This window comes from Prosthecobacter sp. (genome assembly GCF_046154365.1).
In the GTDB taxonomy this organism is placed as follows: domain Bacteria; phylum Verrucomicrobiota; class Verrucomicrobiia; order Verrucomicrobiales; family Verrucomicrobiaceae; genus Prosthecobacter.
Window position 1 is genome coordinate 15,841 of record NZ_JBJXFV010000208.1, and the last position, 11,457, is coordinate 27,297.

Below are 11,457 nucleotides of genomic sequence, written 5' to 3' on the forward strand. Positions count from 1 at the left end.
TCAGCGCACGAGCATCCAGTCGATCGTGGCCTGATCAGGAGCGGGTTTGTCAAAGGTGAGGGTGAAGCCTTCGGCGGTCTTGCTGGAGACAGCGCGGCTGCCGATCCAGGATTGCTCGATGAAGACGGCGTAGTCGGCGTCAGCCTCGGGCGTGGCGAAACGAACCTTCAAGGTCGTGGCCTTGGCGGCTACGGCGACATTTTTGCCGCGCAGGTTTTTCGCGGGTTTCGCATCGCCAGAGAGGCCGGTGACGGCTGAAACGCTGCCGCCTGCGCTGAGACCGCCGCCTTGAAACTGAAATTCGCCGCTCTCGCGTTGTACCTGAAGCGAGGCGACTTGCACATCGGGCGCGGGAGTGGTGACGGCCTTGGTGATGCCAGTTTTGCCTTTGTCATCATCGGACTCGGGCTTCATGCCGTAGTGCCAGTGGATGGCCTGCTCGTGATGCGGCTGCTGAAACAGCAATGCGGCACGGGCGAAGTCGGCTTTGAAATTGAGGCCCACCGTCGCGGCGGTGTTCACGACCATGACATTGTCCCACGCCGGTTTGGTTTCGTGACGTTTGGACACGTCGTCGAGGTTCGCCGGGCCGCCGCTGACACTGACGACGGAGTAGCGTGAGGTCTGACCATTGTTCGCGGCGTCAATGATGGCAGCGGGATACTGGCCTGGCACGTCTTCCCAGGTCCACACACGAAAAGCCTGCGGTTTGAAGGGATCGGGGCCGATGGCTTGCTCGATCGCGTCACCGGCAGCGAAGTCGAACGGAGTGCCGACGCTGGCATGCGGAGCGACTCCGAGAATGCGCTGACCGCCGCGATCACCACCGGCGATGGCACGCGAGACATCGTTCACATAGGCACCGGGTGCGATCACATAGCTCAGCGGCCGCACATGACCATCCCAGGTGTAGTTCTCCGTTTTGTAGAGCGTGGGACTGCCGGCGCTCTTCGCACCCCACCAGAAGCGCTGGATTTCGATCTCCTTGGTCGCATCGGCGTTTTGTTTGAATTGGGTGATCAAATACCAGCGCATGCCGCCCTTGGGCGTCTTCTCGCTGGCATCGCTCAGGCCAAAGAAGCGGCCCACGACATCACGTGTCCATTGGCAGTCCTTGTCACCGCGAATGAGGCCGCCGAATTTGCGCTCCACGCTGTTCGTCACCGGGCTTTTGACCAGCGACGTGGTGTAATCGACGCCTTCAAACACACTGGCCTTGCGGTCGGGCAAGTCATAGTCGGTGCGCCCGGCGACGATGATGACTTTGCCGGCGGTGAGGTGCTTGGTGGGGTTCAGATTGATCAGCGGTCGCGAATCGCCGAGCGTTTCGATGTGAGCCGCAGCCTTGTCGAAAACGAGCTGCGCCTTCGTCCAGTCCACGCTCTCGACTTTGCTGCGAAAGTTGTCCTCCTTGGAGCGGATGAAGGCGGCGTAGCAGTTGCCATTCTCGTCACCCGCAGCGGAGTGGATGTTGCTCATGTAGTTGAAGTCGCAGTAGTACATGTAGGTGTCGCCATGCGCGTATTGGTTGCGCATGACTTTCACATCGTACGTCTGGTTGTCGTTGTGACTGGTCTGCAGCATGTGGACGAGGCCGGTGTTGCTCTTGTTATGCAAAATGGCACCCGCGACATGATCGAGGTCGGTGTCGGCGGTGAAGTAGCTCAGCTGCTTCTCGACATCGTAGCCCACGGATTTCACCACGCCGCGTGTGACGCCGCCGCCGTAGCCTGGACCGCCGTGGAGATTGAGAAACTGCCCCGGATGAATGCCGCGCACCGTGGCGAGGTAAAAGCGCTGGTCCTTGCCCTTCTTCACCGGCAGTTGCAGCCAGTCGAGATAGCTCGATGAGCCGTAGGTGATCTCGCTGTCGATGGTGATGGCCGGATGCGTGCCCCAATGCGGCAGACTGTCGCCATCAGCCAGCCGCAGCGGCCGCTCAATGCGCAATCCAGTCACCGGCGGCACCTGCACGACGACGCTTTTGCCATTGTGGGAAAGCAGCACGACACCTGGCTGGTCCGCCCATTTCTTGGTCTCCGCAGGCGGCTCCGGCGTGCGAGTGAGACCTTGCAGCGGCAACAGCTTGTTTTGCAGCGCGGCCCAGTCCGCCGCAGGAATTTCGAGCACACCGCCGACTTTACGCAGTTCGCTGATGGCCTTCTCATACGTCTCGCGCAACGCCTTGCCGCCCGTGTCGCCGAACTCACCGAGCTGCCTCACGACCGGTGGTTTCGGAGCAGGATCAGCGGCAAAGGTGGCGTTGGCAGCGAGCAGCAAGACAGTGAGGCAAAGGTTTGCGATGAGTTTCATGAGGAGCCTCTTCAAAAGCTCCGCGAATCCTCGTCTTTCACGGAGGCCATGACACACGGCAAGTTTGTCAGCCGCCCGCCCGTAGTTTGCCGCGTGCGTTTTCTGTTTCCGCTTTGCCTGCTCGTCGCCACACCGCTCGGTGCGGTGGATTATGTGCGTGATGTGCTGCCCTTGATGAGTCGCTTCGGTTGCAACGGCTCCGCGTGCCACGGCAAGGCGGACGGGCAGAATGGATTCAAGATTTCCATCTTCGGCGCGGACCCCGCCGCCGATCATGAGGCGATCACGCGTCAGTCACGTGGCCGTCGCATCATGCTGACCGCGCCGGAGCACAGCCTGCTGCTGCGCAAGGCCGCTGGCGAGGTGCCGCACGCTGGCGGCTCGCGCATGAAGACGGGTTCGCGCGAATACACGATCCTGCGCGATTGGGTGGCTCAGGGTGCGCCGTTTGCGACCGAGGGCCGCGCGGAGATTGCTTCGCTCACGGTGGAGCCGGTGGAGCGCGTGATGTCTTTCGGCCAAAAACAGCCGCTGCGCATTAAAGCCGTGCTCAGCGACGGCACACAGCAAGATGTGACCTGGCTGGCACAGTTTCAGTCGAACGACAACGCCATCGCCGAGGTCAGCGAGCGTGGCGAGGTCACCACCGGCAGCGCCGTGGGTCAGGCGGCCGTCATGGCACGCTACCTTGGCCGCATCGCTATTTTTCATGCCATCGTGCCGCGTCCAGGTGAAGCGGTGGCGGCCAACGCGGAGACCTTCAATGATCTCGACGAGCATGTGCAGGCCAAGCTGCGCAAGATGAACCTGCAGGCCTCCGCCGTGGCCGATGACGCGACCTTTCTGCGCCGTGCCACGCTCGATCTCATCGGCCGCCTGCCGACGGTGAATGAAGCGCGTGCCTTTTTGCAGAGCACGGCGCAGGACAAACGCGCGCGCCTTGTCGATGCCTTGCTCGAAAAGCCCGAGTTCGCGGACTTTTGGGCCTTAAAGTGGGCGGATCTGTTGCGCGTGGACCGTCTCGTGCTCGATCATCACGCCGCGCATGATTACCACTCATGGATTCGCACCGCCGTGGCGGAAAACCGGCCGCTGGATGTTTTCGCTCGCGATTTGCTCACCGCGCAGGGACCGCTTGTGGAGCAGCCAGCGGGTTACTTCTTCAAAGTGGCCAAAAAACCGGGTGAGATGGCCGCGTCGCTCTCGCAGGTCTTCCTCGGCGTGCGCATCAACTGCGCGGAGTGCCACCAGCATCCGACCGACCGCTGGACACAGCGCGACTATCATGGCATGCGCGCCTTTTTTGAGCAGGTGAGCTACAAAAAGGCCGGCGGTGCCGAAGCGCTCATCATTCAAGGCAATCCACAGGTGAAGCATCCTCGCACCAAGGAAATCGTGCAGTCTTACGCGCTCGGCACCACGATGCCTGACACAACGCCGGACGGCGACCGCCGCGCCGCGCTGGCACAGTGGATGACCGCGCCAGAGAACCCATGGTTCGCACGCAACATGGCGAACCGCCTTTGGGCGCACTTCATGGGCCGTGGCGTCGTCGAACCGGTGGATGATTTCCGCGCCACGAATCCACCGAGTAATCCCGCGCTGCTCGATGCACTGACGCGGCACCTCATTGAGCAAAAATTCGACGCTCGTGCTCTCATCCGGCTCATCACCGCCTCGCGCACCTACCAGCTCAGCGCAACGCCGAATGCCACGAACGAAAACGACACTCAGAATTTCTGCCGTGCCGTCTTCCGCCGCCTGCCCGCCGAGTCACTGCTCGATGCCGTGTGTGATGTGACGGGTGTGCCGGAGAAATTCAGCGGCGTGCCCGCAAACACGCGCGCGGTGGAGCTGTGGGACAGCCAGCAGCAGCATTACTTCCTCAAACTCTTCGGTCGTCCCTCACGCACCACACCCTGCGTGTGCGAGCGCAGCACCGGCGCCAGCATCAGCCAGGCGCTGCATTTGATGAACTCGCCCAACCTGCAAAACAAGCTCGCTCACGCAGGCGGCAGGCTCACCCAACTCGCCTCCATGAGCGACGCACAAATCATCGAGGAACTCTGGCTCGTCTGCTTCAGCCGCTTTCCTGATGAAACCGAGCGGCAGCAGGCCATGGAGCACCTGTCCACGCGCCAAGACAAACGCCGCCAGTCCATTGAGGATCTCGCATGGTCGCTCCTGAACACGGTGGAGTTTGTGTTCAATCACTGAGCGCGGACAAAGAAGTCACCAAGCCGCCGTATTAAGCCGCCATGAACACCTCACCCTTTTGCGATGGCCTTTCGCGCCGCAGCTTTCTTCGCGTCGGCGCTGCCAGTACGCTGGGGGCGCAGTTTTCACTCGGCGGGCTGCTGCAAGCAGAGTCAGCGGTGAAAACGGCCACACGCGGCGATGTGTCGTTCATCTTTGTCTTCCTGCGCGGCGGACTGAGCACCATCGACACCTTTGACATGAAGCCGGACGCGCCGGACACGATCCGCGGCGAGTTCAAACCCGTGCGCACAAAGGTTCCTGGCATCCACATCTGCGACCAGCTCCCGCGCATCGGCGGCGTGATGGATCAGTTCTCGCTGATTCGCTCCTTCACGCATCAAAACGCCGGTCATGGACACGCGGATCACTACATGATGACCGGCTATCATCCCACGCCGGCCTTCAACGGCAGTCTCACGCCGAACAACGAGCATCCGTGCATGGGCAGCGTCATCGCCAGCAAACTCGGCGCACGTGGCAGCATCCCGCCTTATGTCTGCCTGCCCACGCATCATCCCAGCGCCGGCAGCGCGTATCTCGGGCCGGATGCCGCGCCTTTCACGATCGAGGCCGACCCGAACTCCCCCGGCTTCGCGGTGCCGGACCTCATGCCGCCGCTGAACATCGACGCGCAACGTCTCGAGGACCGGCGCGGTCTTTTGAGCAAGGTGGACCGCTTTCAGCGCAGCATTGAGCAAAAGGCCAACGCCGCCGCGCGCGACCTCGGAGTCTTCAGCCAGCGCGCTGTCTCGCTCATGACCAGCAAGGAGGCGAAGCAAGCCTTCAATCTTCAGGCCGAGGATGAAAAACTGCGCGATGCCTACGGGCGCAACACGCTCGGCCAGAGCTGCCTCATGGCACGCCGCCTCGTCGAATCCGGTGTACGTTGCGTCACCATCGAGCATCAGAACTGGGACACGCACTACGGCCAGTTCCCCACGCTGAAGGACGATTTGCTGCCGAAGCTCGACAACGCCATCTCCACACTCTTCACCGACCTGCGCCAGCGCGGCATGCTGAAAAAAACGCTCGTCGTCATCACTGGCGAGTTTGGCCGCACGCCCAAGATTTCCAAAGAAGGCGGTCGTGACCACTGGAGCCGCTGCTTCACCGTCGCACTCGGCGGCGGTGGCATTCAGGGCGGTCGTGTCGTCGGCCAGAGCGATAAAATCGCCTACGATCCCGCAGACAGTCCGTATGGACCCGAAGATCTCTGCGCCACGGTCTATTCTCTCCTCGGCATCTCGCCGCATGATGAGATGCACACACCCGAGGGCCGCCCCGTGATGCTGACCAACAACGGACGTGTCATCAAAGAGCTGATCTGATGCGTGCGTTCCTTTTCATCGCGTCCTCCTTCGCGATGACGCTCCACGCCGAGCAGCCGGGTGCCTCGCACATCTTTCCAGCCGGTGGGCAGCGCGGCACGACCGTAAGCGCACGCATCGGCGGCTTTTATTTTCACGGCCACGCGGAGTTCGTGATGAACGACGCAAAGATCGAAGCGCCGCGTGAGGTGAAGGAAGTCGAAACGTTCTGGATCGAAGGGCCGATGATCACGAAGCCAGCGTCGCAGAAGGGCGAAGATTACCCACGTGATCATGCGGTGGCGCTGAAGATCGCCGCGGACGCAGCACCAGGTATCCGCCACTGGCACTGCCGCACCTCGCAGGGCAGCACGCCGACGCTGCGCTTCGTCGTGGGCGATTTGCCGGAGATCGTGGAGCAGGAGATCGACGGCACGCCAATCCCGCAGGAGGTGAAATGGCCGCTGACGATCAACGGTCGCGTCTTTCCGCGCGAAGATGTCGATCTGTGGGCCTTTCACATCGAAAAAGGCCAGCGCGTCGAGTGCGCGCTCGTTTCACGCGGCCTCGGTTTTCCGCTCGATTCCATGATGGAGGTCAGCGGGCCGGACGGACGTGTGGTGCGAAACGTGAAGCACGCTGCGGATGCGTCGCATGATCCGAAGTTGACCTTCACGGCCACTCAAGCCGGTTTGCACACACTGAAATTGCACGACGCTGGTTTCGACGGCGGTCCGCATTTTGTGTACCGACTGACGATTCGGGCTGCTGAGGCTGAAAAGGCCGTGGCGGAGGAAAAACCGGGCTTGGTGAGCCTGCCGGCCCATTTCAGCGGCGTGATCGCGAAACCGGGCGAAAACGATGTTTGGAGCGTGATGCTCAAAAAAGGCGAGACGCTGGCTCTGGAGCTCGAAGCGGCACAAACCGGCAGCAGGCTCGACAGCGTGATCGTTCTCGGCAACGCGCAAGGCGTCGAAATCACACGCAACGACGACCGCAACGAGTCCAGTCCCGACTCGTGGCTGCGTTTCACGGCGAAAAACGATGGTGAGCACCGCATCACCGTCAGCGACCGCTTTCCAACACGCGGCGGACCGGATTTTCATTATCGCGTGAAGGCCGCGCTCGTCGAAGCGGATGACTTTGAACTCACACTGGCCAGTGATGTGGTCAACATCACCCGCCAGACCGACACCGAGGCCGCTGATCCCGACTTCAACAAGAAACAACCGCCGAAAGGCAGCACGCTGAAGGTGAACCTCGCCGCCATCGGTAATTTCGCTGCAGAAGTGAAGCTCAGCGTCGAAGGCCTGCCGGAAGGCGTCACGCTCGACAAGGACAAGATCGGCGCGAAGCAGAAGGCGACCGATCTCCGCTTCATCGCTCCGCCACACACGAAAGCGCAGGTGGTGAACATCATCATCAAAGGCACCGCCAAAATCGGCGAACGCGAAATCACGCACACCGCGATGTTTCCGATGCTCGCAGGCGAACCGGAGATCAAGCAGACGCGTCTCGGCATCGCGCCGCCCGCGCCGTTCCGCCACATCGGCGAGTATTGGGTGACGAATGATCAGCCCGCCGGCACAACGATGAGCAAGACCTTCCAACTCGTGCGCGACCACTTCGACGGCCCCATCACCGTGAGCCTCGCCGACCGTCAGGGCCGCTGCCTGCAAGCCGCCAGCGCCAAGCCGATGATCATTCCACCGGGCGCGAGCGAGTTCACTTACAACGTGCTGTTTCCACCGGAACTCGAACTCGGCCGCACGAACCGTCAGCAGCTCATGCTCGTAGCCGAGATCACCGACTTCGATGGCTCGAAGCACACGGTGAGTCACACGAGCTTCGAGCAGAACGAGCAGATGATCAGCGTCGTATCGGAGGGAATGCTGAAACTCATTCCCGCCAACACTTCCTATGCAGCCGTGCCGGAAACCGAAATCAGCGTGCCCTTCACGTTGCGGCGTGATCCGCGTCTCGCGAACCGGCCCGTGCGTGTCTCGCTGCAAGTGCCGCCGCACATGCGCGGCGTCAACGCGGAGTCCGTAGATGCCGCCAGTGGCCGCATCGTGCTGCGTTTCGGCAAAACCCTCGGCCCCTTCAACATTCCCCTGACCTTGCTGGCCGAAACCAGTGACGGCAGCGACCCACCTCACGCCGCTGCGGCCAAAATCGAACTGGTGGCACCGAGCAACGCTGCCGAATGATTTCTCCGAGTCGCACCCGCTTCATCGTTCTCGCTGGCATCTGTGCGGGCGCAGCCTTGGCGTATTTTGTGCGCAATGGTGTGGGCCCGGCGGAGAGCACGATTCGCGCAGAGCTTGGCATTTCCAAAGAGCAGTCGGGGATGCTCATGAGTGCGTTCTTCTGGCCGTATGCGCTGTGTCAGATCCCGGCGGCGATGCTGGCGCAGCGGATGGGATCGCGCTGGGCGCTGTCGTTGTATGGCGTGCTGTGGTCGCTGGCGACGGCGGGGCTGGCGCTGGGAAATCTGGCGGTGATGATCGGATCGCGGGCTTTCATGGGTGTGGCGCAGGCAGGCTTGGTGCCCGTGGGCACGACGGTGATGTCGCGCTGGTTTCCGCGCACGGCGCAGGCTTCGGCTTCGGGAGCGTTCAGCGGCTTCATGTCAGTGGGCAGCATCGTCGCGGCTCCGTTGACGGCTTGGCTCGTCGTGAGCATCGGCTGGCGCTGGATGTTTGTGTGGTATGCGGTGCCCGGTGTGTTGTGGGCAGCGTGGTTTGCGGTTTGGTATCGGAACCGGCCTTCGGAACACGCGGCGGTGAATGATGCGGAGCGCACCTTGATAGGACAGGATGGGACTGATAGGACCAATGAGCCGGGAGCGGTGCCGTGGAGATTGCTCGTCACGAGTCCGGCGATGTGGTTTCTCTGCGCGCAGCAGTTTTGTCGGGCGGCGGGTTACATCTTCTTCGCGAGCTGGTTTGCCACTTACCTGCAGGAAGCACGCGGTGTGACCATTCTTGGTTCGGGCTGGCTGACCACGCTGCCGCTGCTTGCGGATGTGACGGGCTGCATGTTTGGCGGTGTGCTTTCAGATGCGGTGCTGCGCTGGACAAACAACCAGCGTCTCGCACGTCAGGGCTTGAGTGCCATTGCGCTGCTGCTGTGCGCGGGATTGATCTTCAGCGCATGGTTTGTCGCGCATCCGGTGATGGCGGTGCTGGTCATCAGCGCGGGCATGTTCTGCGCGGCGACGGCGAATCCTTGTTTGGGAGCGACGGTGATGAGTCTCGGCGGCGCGCATGTCGCCACCGTGAGCGCGACGGCCAACATGTGCGGCAACCTCGGTGCGGCCGCTTTCCCAATCGCCGTGCCGTGGCTGCTCGCACACGCAGGAGGCTGGAACGCAGTGCTCGGCGGCTTTGGCGCGCTCTACATCATCGCGGCAGTCTTCTGGCTCTTGATTCGAGCGAACAACAGCATTTTCGATCACTCGCCGAAGGCGTAGAGATGCTTGTCGCTACGAATGTAAATCACGCCATCAACGATGGCGGGTGAGGCAAAGACGGGCGCTTTGAGGTCGTTGCGGGCCAGCACGCGGAGTTTGTCGCTCGTGGCATCCAGCACGGAGATCACGCCGCGCTGCGAGGCGACGTAAACACGGCCGTCCGCCGACACCGCAGAGGCATAATACTCGCCCGAGGCATCGAGGCGCTCCGCCTGGAAGACAGGGCTGCCACTCGTGGCATCGTAGGCGGAGGTCAGGCCGCCGCCCTTCACGGTGAAGATGCGACCGTTCGCGATCACAGGAGTAAACACATAAGGCAGGTGCTTGGTCTGGCTCCAAACGACATGCGTCGCCGTGATGTCGCCGCTGCCGCCGGGTTTGATGGCGCAGAGCTGGTTCACCGCGTTCGCAAACATGCCGCGCATGGCCTCATACTCGGCCTGGGTGACTTTGCCGTCCTTGTCGGCATCCACGATGGTGAATCGGCTGCGCACTGGGCCGTCCGGGAACTCTGATTCGGAGAGCAGGCCGTCCTTGTCCGCATCCTGCGCGGCGAGAAAGCTCGCATGCGGCTCCATCTCCACGCGATCATCCTCATCGCCACCCACATTCCATCCGCAGACAAACAGCAGGCTCTCCGTGGCGATGGGGCTCGTGTTCGAGACGCGGGACATGCCCGTCGCCGACCAGCGCTGTCTGCCGTCTTTGAGATCATAACTGCGCGTCCACAGCGAACCGCATACGATGAGTTCCTCGATGCCGTCGTGCTTCCAGACAAACGGAGTCGAAAAACCACGCCGGAAGTCGCTGCGATCCACACGCCATGCTTCCGCGCCGGTTTTCACGTCCAGCGCGATCATGTAACCCTTCACATCCTGATCGGCCACGATGATGACCTTGCCATCTGCAATGATCGGCGACGCGCTGGTGCCAAACTCCACGACCGGCACTGGCAGCGGCTTCCTCCACAGCTCCTTGCCGTTCCAATCATACGCCAGCACACCGTAACTGCCGAAATACGCGATCAAGTGCTCGCCATCCGTGCAGCACGTCGGCGCGGCCGGACTGCCGATGCGATGCGCGCCCTCGATCTTCTCCGCCGGAGCCGCCACGCGCCAAAGTTCGCGCCCATCGGCACGGTTCAGGCAAAACGTGACCAACTTGCCGCCATCGAGTCCCGTGAGCGCGACCTTGTCCTGCCAGATGCACGGCGACGAATGCCCATGCGGCACTTCGACCTGCCACTTCATATTTTTCTCGACGCTGAACACCACTGGGGGCTTTCCGGTGCCGACACCGAGTCCGCCTGCACCACGAAATTGAGGCCAGTTGGATTCAGCGAGGCATGGTATGGCGAAGGCGAGGAGAAGTAGAGCTGATTTCACGGGAGGAAGGATTTGTGCTCGTTTTAACGAGCCCAACCGCTGAATTCGCTCATCTCTCCATGACAGCCTCTGAATGTGATCAGGGTGCTGTGACTTTCAGCCGCATGAACCGCTGATTTGAACCGCTGATGGCCACATTATCACGTACGACGATGGTTCCCATGCCACTCGCAGTCTGGCGTGAGACTTCGGTCGTGAAAGCATTGGCAGACGTGTCGCCATAAGGCGAATAGATCGAGCCATCATGCCATGTCGCGAGATCGTCGGAGACTTGCACGGTGTAGATGACATCGCTCGTCGCTCGCACAAAGCTCACTGAAAAATAGGGCTCGGCATTTCCTGGTGCAGGCATGAACGTTGCTGGAGAGCTGCCGGATTGAGCGCCGAGGGCGTATTCCATCAAGTTGCTGACGCCATTGCTGTCGGGATCGGCGGCGTCACCGGCAATGAGGGCGTTTCCGGCGTTCGTGCCGAAGCGCGCCTGCTGCCAGACATCGTGTGGAGGTGCCACCACGAGGTCGCGCACTTGCTCGACGTTGCGGATGGCTCCCATGAAGATGGCGGTGCCTTTGTTCAGATTGATGGCGTAAAGGCCTGATCCTGCTGCCGCAGGCAGGCTGAGGCTGGCCCAACCAAAGCTCGCTCCAGATGGAATCTCCAAGGCTGCCTGTGTTTCGGTGTTGAAGCCGAGCGGGCCTGTGGTGGTGAGTTGTGCGGA

7 protein-coding genes are annotated in these 11,457 nt (G+C 61.7%); 4 read left to right on the plus strand and 3 right to left on the minus strand.

Translation table 11 applies throughout. From position 1 onward, the window contains the following. A complete protein-coding gene (locus ACKVY0_RS26615) occupies nt 1–2,313 on the minus strand; it encodes a hypothetical protein (RefSeq protein ID WP_409217904.1) in 2,313 nt (770 codons plus the stop codon). Between the two features lie 48 nt (nt 2,314–2,361). On the opposite strand from ACKVY0_RS26615, the gene ACKVY0_RS26620 reads away from it, so the two are divergent. From ACKVY0_RS26620 to ACKVY0_RS26635, 4 genes are read left to right on the plus strand one after another with little or no spacing between them, the layout of a single operon-like run. Next, nucleotides 2,362–4,530, plus strand: a complete 2,169-nt coding sequence (locus ACKVY0_RS26620; protein ID WP_409217905.1) for a DUF1553 domain-containing protein — start codon at nt 2,362–2,364, stop codon at nt 4,528–4,530. Nucleotides 4,531–4,571: 41 nt separating this feature from the next. Continuing rightward, complete coding sequence (locus tag ACKVY0_RS26625) at nt 4,572–5,900, plus strand: DUF1501 domain-containing protein (protein ID WP_409217906.1); 1,329 nt, start codon at nt 4,572–4,574, stop codon at nt 5,898–5,900. After that, on the plus strand, nt 5,900–8,089 hold the full coding sequence (locus ACKVY0_RS26630) for a hypothetical protein (RefSeq protein ID WP_409217907.1): 2,190 nt from the start codon (nt 5,900–5,902) through the stop codon (nt 8,087–8,089). The genes ACKVY0_RS26625 and ACKVY0_RS26630 overlap by 1 nt, the downstream gene beginning before the upstream one ends. Beyond that, nucleotides 8,086–9,354: an MFS transporter gene (locus tag ACKVY0_RS26635; protein ID WP_409217908.1), complete on the plus strand. Its 1,269-nt coding sequence runs from the start codon at nt 8,086–8,088 to the stop codon at nt 9,352–9,354. Before ACKVY0_RS26630 ends, ACKVY0_RS26635 begins: the two co-directional genes overlap by 4 nt. Here ACKVY0_RS26635 and ACKVY0_RS26640 read toward each other — a convergent pair. After that, nucleotides 9,336–10,739, minus strand: a complete 1,404-nt coding sequence (locus ACKVY0_RS26640) for a PQQ-binding-like beta-propeller repeat protein (RefSeq protein WP_409217909.1) — start codon at nt 10,737–10,739, stop codon at nt 9,336–9,338. The two genes, ACKVY0_RS26635 and ACKVY0_RS26640, sit on opposite strands and share 19 nt — an antisense overlap. A 79-nt stretch (nt 10,740–10,818) precedes the next feature. Then, the coding region (locus ACKVY0_RS26645) for a DUF4394 domain-containing protein (RefSeq protein WP_409217910.1) at nt 10,819–11,457 on the minus strand (639 nt) is incomplete at its 5' end.

Excerpts from the sequence above, each read along its gene's own strand:
- ACKVY0_RS26635 (WP_409217908.1), top strand. The coding sequence starts at position 8,086 with ATGATTTCTCCGAGTCGCACCCGCTTCATCGTTCTCGCTGGCATCTGT.
- ACKVY0_RS26630 (WP_409217907.1), top strand. The coding sequence starts at position 5,900 with ATGCGTGCGTTCCTTTTCATCGCGTCCTCCTTCGCGATGACGCTCCAC.
- ACKVY0_RS26625 (WP_409217906.1), top strand. The coding sequence starts at position 4,572 with ATGAACACCTCACCCTTTTGCGATGGCCTTTCGCGCCGCAGCTTTCTT.
- ACKVY0_RS26620 (WP_409217905.1), top strand. The coding sequence starts at position 2,362 with ATGACACACGGCAAGTTTGTCAGCCGCCCGCCCGTAGTTTGCCGCGTG.
- ACKVY0_RS26615 (WP_409217904.1), bottom strand. The coding sequence starts at position 2,313 with ATGAAACTCATCGCAAACCTTTGCCTCACTGTCTTGCTGCTCGCTGCC.